The sequence below is a fragment of the Nonomuraea sp. B208 genome (assembly GCF_057536035.1).
Genome location: NZ_BAAJOU010000010.1, coordinates 781,111 through 794,647, shown reverse-complemented (window position 1 = coordinate 794,647; position 13,537 = coordinate 781,111). Strand labels below are relative to the sequence as shown.

Below are 13,537 nucleotides of genomic sequence, written 5' to 3'. Positions count from 1 at the left end.
CGCTAACACCCCTGCTGGGGCCAGGGACCGCCGTCATCGCGCACGGCCGCTAGCGACCTTCCGGGGGCTGGGCCGTACTGGCCCTGCGGACGAACGCCGGCGGCACCACAAGGCGCTCCCGCTCCTGGAGGCCGTCCTCCAGTCGCCGCACGAGCACCTCGATGCTGTGCCTGCCGACCGCGTCGAAATCCTGTCTGATGGTCGTGAGCGGCGGCGAGAAGTACGCCGACTCGGGGATGTCGTCGAAGCCGACGACGCTCACCTGGCCGGGCACGCTCACCCCCTGCTCGGTGAACGCCCGCAGCACTCCGAGCGCCATCTGGTCGTTGGCGACGAAGACCGCGGTCACGTCCGTCATGCGCGCCAGGCTGCGGCCCGCCTCGTATCCCGAGCGCGGGCTCCAGTCCCCGGCGAGCGGTTGCGGGGCCTCGCGGCCCGCCTGCTCCAGCGCGGCCCGCCACCCGGCCACGCGCCCTTCGGCCTCCAGCCAGTCCGACGGTCCGCTGACGTGCCAGACCGTCTCGTGTCCCAGGGAGAGCAGATGCTCGGTGGCGAGCCTGCCCCCCGCGACCTGGTCCACGCTGACCACCGACACCTCCCCCGCCTGGCCGCCCTCGACGGCGACGGTGGGGATGGCGAGCGGCAGGTCGGCGAGGGCCCGGGCGGCCGAGCGCTGCGGCGCGACCACCACGACCCCGTCCACGCCCTGGTCGGCCAGGTAGTCGAGGGCGTCACGGACGCCTCCGGAATCGATGGACTTGAGGCTGACGATGCTGACGAAGTAGCCGGCCGACCTGGCCGCCTGCTCGATGCCGTACACCGTGCTGGCCGGGCCGTACAACGTGGTGTCGAAGCTGACCACGCCGAGCGTCCGCGACCGCTTGGTCACCAGGGCGCGGGCGACGAGGTTACGGCGGTAGCCGAGCTTGTCGATCGCCTGGAGCACCCGGGCGCGGGTCTCGCTGCGCACGTTCGGGTGATCGTTCAGCACGCGGGACACGGTCTGGTGCGACACGCCGGCCTCCCTGGCCACATCGGCCATGACCGGTAAGCGACGCCCCAGGCGGGATCCCACTGCCATGCTCCTTCCCTGGCTTGGCCCCGACTGTGAACGTTAACAACCGGTCTCGTCAAGAGGTCCCCGGATTACGGTCGGGTTACGCAAACTCGCTCTTGACGTGCTGGGTGGCCGGTCTTTACGGTGGCGCGGATCGCCGATGTTAACGCTCACTCATTGTTAGCGCTAACACGATCTTGAGGAGGCCCCCCGACTCATGATGCGCATCGCCCTGTCGGCCCTGCTGATGGCCGCCCTGTTGGCCGCGCCGCCTCCCGCGGCGGCGGCGCTCGCGGACCCCGTGCCCGAAGGCGCGGTCGTCGACCCGTTCGACGGCGACTCCCTCGGACAGGACTGGACCGTCCTGTCCCCGGACGAGTCCCGCTGGAGCCTGTCCGGCGGGGCGCTGCACCTCGACACCCTGACCGGTGACACCCACCAGGGCACCAACAACGCGCGCAACCTCTTCCTCGTCGACGTCCCCGACGGCGACTTCGAGGTGGTGACCAGGCTGAGCGCGCCCGTCGCCCTCGACTACCAGAGCGCGGGCCTGCTGGCCTGGCAGGACTGGGACAACTACGTGCGGGCCGGGCTCGCCCACGTCGGCTTCGCCGGCGGACCGGTGATCGAGACCGCGACCGAGGTGGGGGCCGCCTTCACCTCGGCGTTCGCGGCCCGGCCGGGATCGACGGCCGAGACGCTGAAGCTGGCGCGCCACGGGGACGAGTTCACCTCCTCGTACTGGGACGGCACGGCCTGGGTGCAGGCGTCCCGCATGACGGCCAGGCTGGAGGTGCGCCAGCTCGGGCTGTTCGGGCTCTCCGCGCAGAACGGCGCCTCGATGCGGGTCGACTTCGACTACATCGCGATCAAGGCGGCCGAGGGCGGGCCCGTGGTGCCGGACGGGCCGTTCACGTTGCGGGCGGCGGCACTGCCGTACCTGGCGGCCGACCGCTCCGGCGCGATCACGGCCTCGGCCCGGCCGCCGCGGACCGGCCTCGCGCTCACCGCCGTCCCGAGCGGGGACGGGGTGCTGCTCAAGGACGTCGCCACCGGCCGGTTCCTGCGGGCCGCCGACCGGGTGAGCCTGGCCGGGACCGGCTCGGTCTTCCTGCTCAAGGACGCGGGCGGCGGCAAGGTCACGCTCACCTCCGGCGACCGCGCCGCGGCCGTGACCGGCGGCCGGCTGGTCATGGGGAGCCAGGCGGCCAAGTTCCGCGTCGAGGGCTACACGACCGGCAAGCTCACCGCGGACACCAGGGCCGCCGGCACGAAGGTCTCCCCCAACCTCTACGGCGTCTTCTACGAGGACATCAACCACGCGGCCGACGGCGGGCTCTACGCCGAGCTGGTGCAGAACCGCTCGTTCGAGTTCAACTCCACCGACGAGCCCTCCTACACCGGGCTGACCGCCTGGAGCAAGGCCGAGCGCGGCGCCACCGCCGCCCTGACGGTCTCCGGCGAGCAGCCGCTCAACCCGAACAACCGCAACTACCTGCGGCTGGAGGTGACCGGCGGCGGCACCGCCGGCGTCCTCAACGCGGGCTTCAACCGGGGCCTGGCGCTCAAGGCCGGCGAGCGCTACGACCTGTCGCTGTGGGCGCGGCGCGACTCGGCCGCCACGCTGACGGTGACCGCCGAGGCCGGCACGGCCGTGCTCGGCAGGGCCTCGGTGCGGGTCAAGGCGGGCGGCTGGACGAAGTACCGGGCCTCGTTCACCGCCTCGGCGACCACCGACGCCGGCCGGCTGGTGATCCAGGCCCCCGAAGGGCGCACCGACCTCGACATGGTCTCGCTGTTCCCGCGGGAGACGTACAAGGGGCACGGCATGCGGGCCGACCTGGCCAAGCTGATCGCCGATCTGAAGCCGCGCTTCCTGCGCTTCCCCGGCGGCTGCGTGACCAACGTCGGGACCTACGACCCGTACTCACTCAACCAGGACCGGCGGCGGATCTACCAGTGGAAGGAGACGATCGGCCCGGTCGAGGAGCGGCCTGCGAACTTCAACTTCTGGGGCTACAACCAGTCGTACGGCATCGGCTACCACGAGTACTTCCAGTTCGCCGAGGACATCGGGGCCGAGGCCCTGCCGGTGCTGTCGGTGGGCGTCAACGGCTGCGGCGAGAACCGGCCGCTCACCGACGAGGCCAAGCTGGCCCGCTGGGTGCAGGACACGCTGGACCTCATCGAGTACGCCAACGGCCCGGTCACCTCCACCTGGGGGAAGAAGCGCGCCGAGATGGGGCATCCGAAGCCGTTCGGGCTGGAGTACATCGGGCTCGGCAACGAGGAGATCTATCCGGAGTTCTTCACGAACTATCCGAAGTTCGCCGACGCCGTCCGGGCGAAGTACCCGAAGATCAAAATCATCAGCAACTCCGGGCAGACCTCCCAGGGGGCCTGGTTCGACCGGATGTGGCAGTTCGCCCGCGACCAGAAGGCCGACCTCGTGGACGAGCACTACTACAACAACCCCGACTGGTTCCTCGCCAACAACCACCGCTACGACACCTATGACCGCAGCGGGCCCAAGGTGTTCGTCGGCGAGTACGCCTCGCGCGGCAACGCCTTCTCCAACGCCCTCGCCGAGGCGTCGTTCCTGACCGGCGTCGAGCGCAACTCCGACGTGATCGAGCTGGCGTCGTACGCGCCGCTGCTGGCCAACGTCGACTACGTGGACTGGACGCCCGACCTCATCTGGTTCGACAACGACCAGGCGTACGGCTCCCCCAGCTACCACGTGCAGCGGCTGTTCTCCCGCCACGTCGGCGACCGGGTGCTGCCGAGCTCCTTCACGGGCGAGGCCAGGCCGGTCGAGGACATCAGGGGCGCGGTCGGGCTCGGCTCCTGGCGCACCCAGGTCCGCTACGACGACGTGAAGGTGACCGCCTCCGACGGGAGCGTCCTGCTCGCGGAGGACTTCTCGGCGGGCGCGCCCGGCTGGACGCCCGGCCCCGGCACCTGGACGGCAGAGGACGGGGCCTACATGCAGAGCGCCCTGGTCGAGGACGCCCGCTCCACCGCCGGGTCGGCCGGCTGGTCGAACTACACGGTCGAGGTGACCGCCCGCAAGACCGGCGGCGACGAGGGCTTCCTGGTGATGTTCGGCGTGCGGGACACCGGAAACTTCTACTGGTGGAACGTCGGCGGCTGGAACAACACCCAGACCGCGATCGAGAAGGCCGTCGACGGCGGCAAGTCGGCGCTCGTCACCTCGGCGGACACCGTGGAGACCGGCCGCGACCACCGCCTCAAGGTGCAGGTGGACGGCAGGCGGATCACGACCTGGCTGGACGGGCGCAAGGTGCACGACTTCGTGGACAGCGCCCAGGTCGAGCCGCTGTACCAGGTGGTGTCCAGGGCCAGCGACCGGGTCACGCTCAAGGTCGTCAACGCCCAGGACAGCGCGGTCCGCACGGCGGTGGACCTCGGCGGCGCCCGGTTCCGGCCGGCCGCCGTGGTCACCTCGCTCACCGGGTCGCCGTCCGACGTCAACACCCTCGCCGAGCCCGAGCGCGTCGCGGCCGAGGAGTGGCGGGAGAACGGCCTGTCCGCCTCCTTCGGCTACGACTTCCCCGCCCACTCGGTGACGTTCATCGAGCTCACGGAGCGATGACCGCGCGGTAGTGGGTGGTGATCCTGCCCTCGTCGTCGAGCACGTGGAAGGCGAGCGACGGGGGCAGGACGTAGTCGAGACAGGTCTCCCACGTGGTGCCGCCCTCCCAGGGCAGCGTCAGGGTGGAGACCACGCCGGGCGCGACGAGGAGCGGCCGGCCGGCGAACGTGGTGGCGGCGGCCGTGTGCGCGTGGCCGACCAGGACGGCCGCCACGTTGGGGTGGCCGACCAGTTCCTCCAGGCGTGGGCTGGGGCGCAGCATGATGTCGTCGAGCAGCGGCGCGTGCAGCTGCACCGGCGGGTGGTGGAAGGCCACGAACACCGGGCGGTCGCTGCCGGCCAGCACGCCCTCCAGCCAGTCCAGGGTCTCCTCCTCCAGGTGGCCGGGGTTCTGGCCGGGGATGGAGGAGTCGCACATCGCGTAGATCGCGCGCGGGGTGCGCAGGGCCTGGTTGACCGGGCCGGGGCCGGGGTTGGGGTTCGGGTCGCCGAGCAGGACGCGGCGGAACTCCTCGCGCACGTCGTGGTTGCCTGGCCCGATCAGCACGGTGTGGCGGGAGGTGAGCAGCTTGCGGGCCTGCTCGTACTCGTCAGCGGTGCCGTGGTCGGCGATGTCGCCGGTCACCAGCACGGCGTCGAGGTCGGCCGGGAGCGCGTCGAGGTGACGCATGACGGCCCGCGCGCGGGCGACGCTCTCGGGGGTGGCGCCGATGTGGATGTCACTCAGGTGCGCGATCACAATCACGCCCCCCACCGTACGCCGGGGACGCCGGCGGAACTCCGCTCACCCGCCGCCCGTTGAACCGGACGAACAGCGAAGGAGGGGCCTTGGGCTGGCACTACAGGAAATCCATCAAAGTAGGACCTTTCCGGATCAACCTCTCGCGGCACGGCATCAGCCACAGCTACGGCAACCGGCGCTTCCACGTGACCGCGACCCCCGACGGCCGACGGCACGTGTCGGTGCGCCTGCCCGGCGGCTTCCACGTCGGCAAGACGTTCGGCGGCCGGAAATACCGCGGACATTACTGAATTCGATACAACGCGCTTTTCCTGGGTAGTGGAGTGCCCTCGCGAATTCGATGGAGGAGTTCGAGATGGGCTGGAGCTACCGTAAGTCGATCAAGGTGGGCCCCTTACGGCTGAACCTGTCCCGCGGCGGGGTCGGCCACAGCTGGGGCAACCGGCTGTTCCGGGTGACGCGGAGAGCCGACGGGCGTCGTACGCTGTCGGTCAATCTGCCCGGCGGCTTTCACTGGCGCAAGACCACCAACGGTCGCTGACCGTTCGCCATAGGACGGACCGGAGGGCCCCCTCCGGTCCGTTCCCATGTCCACGGAGGGGGGAAGGGTGACCGATCGGGTGATGGAGGTGCTGCGGCGGCTGCGGGCCGGGCGGGAGGCGTTCGCGCCGGGCCCGGCACTGCCCCTCGTGGACCAGGTCGTGGCGACGGTCCTGTCGCAGGCGACCTCCGACGTCAACTCCGGCCGCGCCTTCGCCCGCCTCAAGGACAGGTTCCCCGCGTGGGAGCAGGTGGCGGACGCGCCGCCGGAGGAGATCGCCGACGCCATCCGCTGCGGCGGCATCGCCGAGCGCAAGGCCCGCCGCATCCAGGAGATCCTGGCCGCGATCGAGGACCGGGAGGGCGCGATCACCCTGGACCGGCTGGACGGGCTCGACGACGAGGCGGCTGAGTCGTACCTGACCTCGCTGCCGGGCGTCGGCCCGAAGACCGCGGCCTGCGTGCTGATGTTCTCCATGGGGCGGGCGGCGTTCCCCGTGGACACGCACGTGCACCGCGTCACCACCCGGCTCGGCTGGATCCCGCTGGGCACCTCCGCCGCGGAGGCCCACCGCCTCCTGCGGCCCATGGTGCCGCCGGAGGTCCGGCACGAGCTGCACATCGCGCTGATCAGGCACGGGCGCACGGTCTGCCAGGCACGCCGGCCCCGGTGCGAGGAGTGCGTGCTGCGCGAGGTGTGCGCGTACGGCAGCGACCCGGCACATCGAAGAAGTGCGCCACCGGACGCCACCGCAGCACGGCCTCGTGGTCGCCGGGCGGGGTGAAGGGTGGAGCCGTGCAAGCCACATCCGTGACTCGCCAAGAGGGGTGGAGCTATGGGGATTCGAACCCCAGACCTCCTCCATGCCATGGAGGCGCGCTACCAACTGCGCTATAGCCCCTTGCGATCACCAAGTGTATAGGACTTCCGGAGCGCCCGCGCCCCGGAAGCTCTAGCCGCAGGTGGTGTGCATGGTCAGGGTGGCCTCGTCGAGGGTGAGCGAGACCTGGACCCGGCCCAGCTCGCCGGTGCGGGCGACGTGGGTGCCGCCGCACGGGATGGCCGCCTCGCCCTCGGGCAGCTCGCAGCGCCAGGTGCGGCGGGCGGTCAGCTCGGGGCCCGGGACGTCGATCCGGACGGGGGCGTCGGCGGCGACCCAGGTCTTGAGCCGGTCGTTCACCTCGCCGGCGACCGCGTCGAAGTCGAGCCCCTCGGCGGAGAAGCCCTTCTTCCGCAGCGACTTGCCGAGGCGGTAGACGTCGACGCTGCCGCCCTCGACGATGCGCGACGAGGTGATCGCGGTCTGGTCGAAGTCGGGGTGGCCGAGCCGGTCGAGCCTCGCCTCCTTGCGCCAGTGGCCGGCGAGGGCCGCGTTGAGCGCGAGCGCGGCGAGGTGGCAGGCGGTGTGGCCGGCCGAGAGCGCCGCGCGGTGGGCGGCGTCCACCTCCAGCTCGACCTCGGTCCCCACGGGCGGCGGCGCCTCGCCGGTCACGTGGACGACGAGCCACCGCCAGCCCTCGTCCCCGCGCCGCACCGGGATGTCCGCCCCCAGGAAGGTCTCGCCGGTCGCCGACTGGGCCCCTGTCACGCAGTCGATGACCGGCGTCCCGCCGACCGTCCCGCGGTCGGCGGGCTGGTCGGGCCAGGTGTGGTCGAGGGGGTGGAAGGGCGTCTCGGCGACGACGAGGCCGTGCCGGTCCCCCACCGGCACGACCCCGACGAGCTCGGAGCGGCCCGAGGTCCGGCCGCTGGGGAAGGTGACGAGAGTCGAGTTCACCCGTCCATCATCCCAGCGCCCGCTCGTCCTCCAGGTGCCGCTCGCGGCCGGCGTACAGGCCGGCGACGAGCTGGACGGCCAGCACCACGAAGATCAGCGTGTACGGCAGCGCCCAGCCCCCCGACGCCTCCCGCAGCACGCCGACCAGCAGCGGCCCGCCGCCCGCGATGAGATAGCCGGCGCTCTGGCCGAAGGCCGACAGCGCGGCGGTCACCTCCGGCGTACGGGTGCGCAGCCCCAGCATCACCAGCGCCAGCGGGAACGACCCCATGCCGACGGCGATCAGCGTCACCCAGAGCGGCGCCCACGAGGCCGGCCCCGCCCAGAGACCCCCGAAACCGACCGCGTAGAAGGCGACGAGCCCGACCACCATCGGCCGCTGGTCGCGGAACCGCGCGGCGATCATGGGCACGACGACCGACACCGGGATGTTCAGCGCGGTGAACACGCCGAGGAGCACTCCGGCCTCAGAGGTGCTGTAGCCGCCGTCGGTGAGGATGGTGGCGAGCCAGCCGAACATGATGTACGCGATCATCGACTGGGTGCCGAAGTAAATCGCGATCATCCAGGCCAGCCGGCTGCCCAGCAGCCGCCGGATCCCCGCGTCCCTGCCTCCCGTGTCCCGCTCCGGCTCACTGCGCAACAGCGCAAGCCACGGAATGGCGGCCACGGCGGCCAGGGCGGCCCACACGCCGAGCGCGACGTGCCAGTTCCCCGACGCGCGCTCGATCGGCACGGTCGCGGCGGCGGCCAGCATCGTGCCCGCCGCCAGGGCCGTGGTGTAGACGGTGGTCATGATCCCGGTGCGCGCCGGGAAGTGCCGCTTGATCAGCGTCGGGATCAGCACGTTGCCCACGGCGCCGCCGGACAGCGCGACCGCGCTGCTCAGCAGGAACACGGGGGCCGAGCCGACCAGCGACCTGACCAGCATTCCCACGCCCAGCGTGACCAGGGCCAGCAGGAGCAGCCGGTGCTCGCCGACCCGCCGGGCGAGCGTCGGGGTGACGGCGCCGACGCCGGCGAAGGCCAGCACCGGGAGGGTGGTGAGCAGGCCGGTGCCGACGCTCGTCATGCCGAGCGCGCCCGCGAGCTGGTCGAGGAGCGGGCCGACGCTGGTGACGGCGGTCCGCAGGTTGAGTGCGGCGAGGACGATTCCCAGCACGAGGAGCCAGGCGAGGGGGGTGGTCGTCCTGCCTCTGGGCTCTGACGCCAGAACGCTCATGCTGGACAAGTCCTCCATTCATCAAGTCATGGGACGAATCACCACCTTAACAGGACCGAAATGTGCGTTTATTCCGCCCCACGCGCCGGTCCCCGGACACACGACAGCGGCCGCCACTCGGGCGGCCGCCGTTCGGGTCGAGGGTGTCCTGCAGGACCGGTCGAGGAGTCCTACAGGACCGGCCGGGGGCCCTGCGGGGGCTCGTCACGCGGAGGGAAGGCGCCGGGGGCCGGCAGCGTCGTGTCGCCGCCCGGCATGGACGGGTCGGTGCCGCCGATCGTGCCGGGCGGCACCTGCTGCGCGCCGCCGTACGTGGAGCCGTGCTCGTGCGTACGCGGTGCGACGCCGTCGTGCTGGTGCGGGCCGGGCACGTCGCCGCGCCAGCCGCCCGTCTCCGCGCCGCGCGACTCGATGAACTGTTTGAAGCGCTTGAGGTCGCCGTTGACCCGCAGGCGGACCAGCTGCAGCCAGTCGCCGGCGGTCTCGACGAAGCCCTCGGGGTCGTACTCCATCTGGAGCGTGACGCGCGTGCGGCCGTCGTCGATGCGGTGGAAGGTGACGACGCCCGCCTGGTTCGGCTTGTCGACGCTGCGCCAGGCGACCCGCTCGTCCGGGTGCTGCTCGGTGATGTCGGCGTCGAACTCACGCCGGACCCCGGCGATCTCCGCCACCCAATGCGTACGGGTGTCGGTCACCTGTTTGACCGACTCCACCCCTTCCATGAACTCGGGGAAGCTCTCGAACTGCGTCCACTGGTTGTAGGCCACCCGGATGGGGACCTCGACGTCTACGGAGTGCTCGATCGTACTCATGGGTTCAGCCACTTCCCGGCCGGGCCCGACGTTAACGCCTCAATGCCGTTGCCGGCGCAGCCAGTAGAGCCCGACGAGCGGGAGCACGAGCGGGATGAAGAGATAGCCCTTGCCGTAGACGGACCACACGGTCTCGTCGGGGAAGGCCGCGGGGTCGAGGACGCTGGCGGTGCCGATGATCAGCACCCCGGCCAGCTCGACCAGGAGCGCGGCCAGCGCGAGCCGCCGCGCGCCGCGCCAGAGCGCGACCGTGAGCAGGATGTAGACGGCCGCCGCGAACGCCGACAGGCTGTAGGCGAGCGGCGCCTCCCCAAATTTGGTGGCGATCTGCACCGCCGCCCGCGCGCCGGCGGCCAGCGAGAACAGCCCGTAGACGGCGATCAGCGCCCGCCCCGGCCCGCTGCTGATGGAGCTCATGCCACGCCCTGCCAGATCTGCCCGAGCCGGGCGTTCATGACCGCGATCGCGAACCCGGCCACGACCAGGATCGCGGTCCCCCACCGGGACCGTTCGGCCAGCGCCAGGAACACCCCCGCGGGCGGGATGACGACCTCGCCGATGAGGTAGCCCCACAGCGTCGCCGGCTCAGGCGTCTCCGCTCCCCCGGCCAGCGCCGCGATCACGAAGCCGACCTGCACCAGCACGGCGACCTCCAGCACGCCGAAGCCGATCAGCAGCACCATGCCCATGGGCCGGTCGCGGATCGCGGTGATCAGGCTCGCCAGCATGAGCAGCAGCGCGACGGTGATGACGATCGCGGAGACAGTGGTGTTCATCGGGGGTAAGGCTATCGCCAGGGGGCCTCGCCCCTCAGCGCGGCAGCTCGCGCTCGATGCCGTCGAGCAGCCAGCGCAGGCCCCGCTCGAAGTTGTCGTCCGCGCCGGGGACGCCCCGCTCCAGCATGGGCGCCAGATGCGGCAGCTCGCCGCCGTCGACCAGCTCCCTGACGTACGGCTCCGCGACGGCGGCCCGCTCGGCGTCGCTGACGCCCTCGTGCCGGGGCGCGGCGCGCTCCTGCGCCTCGCGGACCATGTAGCCGGTCATGTAGTCGGTGTAGGCGGTCAGGAAGCGCCAGGCGGCGGGCGGCTCGACGCCGAGCCGGGCGAAGACGGCGAGCTTGTGCTCGACGTGGCGCAGCGCGTTGGGCCCCGCGGGCAGGCCCTGCGCGACCAGGTCCATCCGCCAGGGATGGCGGCGGACGAGGTCGCGCTCGCGGCGGGCGATGGCGAGCAGCGCCTCGCGCCAGTCGTCCGGCGCGGGCCCGTCGGCGCGCAGCTCGGCGGCGACCTCGTCGAGCATGAGCGCGAGCAGGTCCTCCTTGCGCTCGATGTAGGAGTAGAGCGTCATCGTCCGCGCCCCCAGCTCGGTCGCCACCCGCCTGATGGAGACGGCGGCGAGGCCCTCGGCGTCGGCGAGCGCGACGGCGGCGGCCACGATCGCCTCCCTGGTCAGAGCCGGGCGGCGGGGCGGCGCGGGACGCGACCAGACAGAGCTCACAGGACCCGATCCTAAGCCAGGCGCTACACCGTACGAAAGTGTTACGGTGTACGACATGCGATACAGCGTACGAACCCCGTTCGTGACGACCGCCCTGGTGGTCTTCCTGGGCGGCGTCATGACGATGCTGGACTCGACGGTGGTGAACGTGGCGCTCACCACGCTCGCCCACGACTTCCGCACCACCCCCGCCACCATGCAGCAGGCGGTCACCGGCTACCTGCTGGCCATGTCGATGACCGTCCCGGTGACCGGCTGGGCCGTCGGCCGCTTCGGCTCGCGGCGCGTCTGGCTGGTCTCGCTCGTGCTGTTCGCCGGAGGCTCCGCGCTCTGTGCCGCGGCCTGGTCGGCCGGCAGCCTGGTCGTCTTCCGCGGCGTCCAGGGGGTCGGCGGCGGCCTGCTCATGCCCGTGGGCCAGGCGATGCTGGCGCAGGCGGCGGGCAAGGAACGGATGGGCCGCGCCATGGCGCTGATCACGGTGCCGTCCATGCTGGCGCCGGTGCTCGGGCCGCCGCTCGGCGGGCTGGTCGTCGAAGGGCTCGGCTGGCGGTGGCTGTTCCTGGTCAACCTGCCGATCAGCGCGGTGGCGCTGGTCGCGGCCGCGCTGTTGCTGCCGCGCGAGCCATATCCGGCCGCCGCACCCCGGCAGCCGCTCGACGTGCTCGGCCTGGCGCTGCTCTCCCCCGGGCTGGCCGCGTTGATCTACGGCCTGTCAGAGGTGGGCGACGGGGCCTCGTTCGCGCATCCGGCGCTGTGGATCGGGCTCGCGCTGGTCGCGGCGTTCACCGTGCGGGCGCTGCGGGTGCCGGGCGCGCTGGTGGACCTGCGGCTGCTCGGCGACCGTACGTTCGCCGCGGCGGTGGCGGCGCTGGCCTGCTACTCGGCGGCGATGCTCGGCTTCACCGTGCTCGTGCCGCTGCACAGCCAGCTCGCCGGGGGCGGCGGCCCGCTGGAGGCCGGGCTGCTGCTGGCCCCCCTCGGGATCGGGGCGGCGCTCACGCTGCCGATCGCGGGCAAGCTCACCGACAGCCGGGGAGCGCGCGGGGTCGCGGCGACCGGCGTGGCCGCCGTGGTGGCGGGGATGGCGGCGTTCGCGGCCTTCCCCGGGCCGGTGCCGATCCTCGTGGCCGGGCTGGGGCACGGGCTGGTCTCGACGTCGGTGCTCGCGGCGGCGTACGCCACGCTGGAGCGCGCGGCCATCCCGGCGGCGACCACGCTGAGCACGATCGCGCTCCGCCTCGCCTCCTCCTTCGGCGTCGCGGTGCTCGCGGTGCTGCTGCAACTGCTCACCGCGGCGGGCGCGGACCGGCCTTTCGGCTACGCCTTCGGCTGCGCCGCCGCGCTGGCCGCGCTCTCGCTGGTGCCCATCGGGCTCATAGGATCGAAGGCGTGGAGAAGATCCTCGTCAGCGCCTGCCTGATGGGCCGCAAGGTCCGCTACGACGGCAGCGCCAAGACCAGCTCGGCCGCCGTGCTCGCCGATTGGCGGGCGGAAGGGCGGCTGGTGTCGTTCTGTCCCGAGGTGGCGGGCGGGCTGCCGGTGCCGCGCCCGGCCGCCGAGATCGAGGGGGGCGCGGGCGGCGCGGCGGTGCTGGCGGGCACGGCCAGGGTCCTGACGTCCGGCGGCGAGGACGTGACGGCGGAGTTCGTCGCGGGGGCGCGGGCGGCGCTGGAGGCGGCCCGGTCGGCGGGCGCCCGGATGGCGGTGCTCAAGGAGGGCAGCCCGTCGTGCGGCACGCTGGCGATCTACGACGGCTCCTTCGCGGGCCGCAAGAATCCCGGCCAGGGGGTCACCACGGCGCTGCTGGAGCGGCACGGCATCCGCGTGTTCGGCGAGGACCGCCTCGACGAGGCGGCCGGCTACCTGCGCACCCTGGAGAGGTAGAAGGCCGCGCCGAGGCCGGCGGCGAGCAGGGTGGCGACCGTGCCGTGGTACACCACGAGCAGCGTCCCCGCCTGGGCCCCCGGCGCGAACGCCGTCGCGAGGACGCCGAGCAGCACGCCGCCCAGCGCGGCCGCGTGCGTGTAGATCAGCCCGTCCCATGCCCACGGTCGGGGCTTCAGCGCGCCGTACGCGCCGATCAGCATCGCGGCGCAGCACAGCGTCTCGACGATCACGGCGGGCGGTACCGGGGGCCGGCGCAGCGGTCCGGGGCCGGCCCCGGCGTGCAGCAGCGCCGCCACCAGGAAGATCAGTGCGTACAGCAGGGAGAGCCGGCCCAGGGCTCTGCGGATCGCGTCCATGGCACCACGCTCCCACCGCGGGCGCGGCCG

Annotated in this window: 15 protein-coding genes and 1 tRNA gene; 6 read left to right on the top strand and 10 right to left on the bottom strand. The window is 72.4% G+C overall.

Translation table 11 applies throughout. The features are described 5' to 3' along the window. Positions 1–49: 49 nt before the first annotated feature. Positions 50–1,042 (bottom strand): LacI family DNA-binding transcriptional regulator, encoded by a 993-nt coding sequence (locus AC27IY_RS09035; protein ID WP_344218709.1) that lies wholly within the window; start codon positions 1,040–1,042, stop codon positions 50–52. Positions 1,043–1,274: 232 nt separating this feature from the next. Here AC27IY_RS09035 and AC27IY_RS09030 point away from each other — a divergent pair, with 232 nt between their 5' ends. Then, positions 1,275–4,673: an alpha-L-arabinofuranosidase C-terminal domain-containing protein gene (locus tag AC27IY_RS09030; RefSeq protein WP_487177647.1), complete on the top strand. Its 3,399-nt coding sequence runs from the start codon at positions 1,275–1,277 to the stop codon at positions 4,671–4,673. Here the strand turns inward: AC27IY_RS09030 and AC27IY_RS09025 are convergent. Further along, positions 4,660–5,418 (bottom strand): metallophosphoesterase, encoded by a 759-nt coding sequence (locus AC27IY_RS09025; protein WP_487177646.1) that lies wholly within the window; start codon positions 5,416–5,418, stop codon positions 4,660–4,662. The two genes, AC27IY_RS09030 and AC27IY_RS09025, sit on opposite strands and share 14 nt — an antisense overlap. An 83-nt stretch (positions 5,419–5,501) precedes the next feature. On the opposite strand from AC27IY_RS09025, the gene AC27IY_RS09020 reads away from it, so the two are divergent. From AC27IY_RS09020 to AC27IY_RS09010, 3 genes are all read left to right on the top strand, one after another. Further along, positions 5,502–5,705, top strand: coding sequence for a DUF4236 domain-containing protein (locus tag AC27IY_RS09020; protein WP_329592109.1), 204 nt, complete (start codon positions 5,502–5,504; stop codon positions 5,703–5,705). 50 nt (positions 5,706–5,755) lie between these two features. Beyond that, entirely contained in the window at positions 5,756–5,956 is a 201-nt protein-coding gene (locus tag AC27IY_RS09015) for a DUF4236 domain-containing protein (RefSeq protein ID WP_329592107.1), read from the top strand. Positions 5,957–6,023: 67 nt separating this feature from the next. Continuing rightward, on the top strand, positions 6,024–6,740 hold the full coding sequence (locus AC27IY_RS09010) for an endonuclease III domain-containing protein (protein WP_487177645.1): 717 nt from the start codon (positions 6,024–6,026) through the stop codon (positions 6,738–6,740). 44 nt (positions 6,741–6,784) lie between these two features. Here the strand turns inward: AC27IY_RS09010 and AC27IY_RS09005 are convergent. From AC27IY_RS09005 to AC27IY_RS08975, 7 genes are all read right to left on the bottom strand, one after another. Further along, positions 6,785–6,857: transfer RNA gene (locus tag AC27IY_RS09005), tRNA-Ala, on the bottom strand. A gap of 51 nt (positions 6,858–6,908) precedes the next feature. Next, the gene (locus AC27IY_RS09000) at positions 6,909–7,733 is read right to left on the bottom strand and encodes an alanyl-tRNA editing protein (protein ID WP_423452938.1); all 825 of its coding nucleotides are present in this window, start codon (positions 7,731–7,733) and stop codon (positions 6,909–6,911) included. 7 nt (positions 7,734–7,740) lie between these two features. Then, a complete protein-coding gene (locus tag AC27IY_RS08995) occupies positions 7,741–8,955 on the bottom strand; it encodes a CynX/NimT family MFS transporter (protein WP_344218699.1) in 1,215 nt (404 codons plus the stop codon). 170 nt (positions 8,956–9,125) lie between these two features. Continuing rightward, a complete protein-coding gene (locus AC27IY_RS08990; protein WP_423452934.1) occupies positions 9,126–9,767 on the bottom strand; it encodes an SRPBCC family protein in 642 nt (213 codons plus the stop codon). Between the two features lie 39 nt (positions 9,768–9,806). Then, positions 9,807–10,184 (bottom strand): hypothetical protein, encoded by a 378-nt coding sequence (locus tag AC27IY_RS08985; RefSeq protein ID WP_364463621.1) that lies wholly within the window; start codon positions 10,182–10,184, stop codon positions 9,807–9,809. Continuing rightward, positions 10,181–10,543, bottom strand: coding sequence for a hypothetical protein (locus tag AC27IY_RS08980; RefSeq protein WP_344218693.1), 363 nt, complete (start codon positions 10,541–10,543; stop codon positions 10,181–10,183). The genes AC27IY_RS08985 and AC27IY_RS08980 overlap by 4 nt, the downstream gene beginning before the upstream one ends. A gap of 34 nt (positions 10,544–10,577) precedes the next feature. Then, a complete protein-coding gene (locus tag AC27IY_RS08975) occupies positions 10,578–11,264 on the bottom strand; it encodes a TetR/AcrR family transcriptional regulator (RefSeq protein ID WP_344218691.1) in 687 nt (228 codons plus the stop codon). Between the two features lie 55 nt (positions 11,265–11,319). Between AC27IY_RS08975 and AC27IY_RS08970 the strand changes: the two genes are divergently transcribed. Then, positions 11,320–12,684, top strand: coding sequence for a DHA2 family efflux MFS transporter permease subunit (locus AC27IY_RS08970; protein ID WP_487177644.1), 1,365 nt, complete (start codon positions 11,320–11,322; stop codon positions 12,682–12,684). Beyond that, a complete protein-coding gene (locus tag AC27IY_RS08965; protein ID WP_423478075.1) occupies positions 12,654–13,148 on the top strand; it encodes a 2-thiouracil desulfurase family protein in 495 nt (164 codons plus the stop codon). The genes AC27IY_RS08970 and AC27IY_RS08965 overlap by 31 nt, the downstream gene beginning before the upstream one ends. Here the strand turns inward: AC27IY_RS08965 and AC27IY_RS08960 are convergent. Continuing rightward, positions 13,124–13,507, bottom strand: a complete 384-nt coding sequence (locus AC27IY_RS08960; protein ID WP_487177643.1) for a hypothetical protein — start codon at positions 13,505–13,507, stop codon at positions 13,124–13,126. The two genes, AC27IY_RS08965 and AC27IY_RS08960, sit on opposite strands and share 25 nt — an antisense overlap. Positions 13,508–13,537 lie beyond the last annotated feature (30 nt).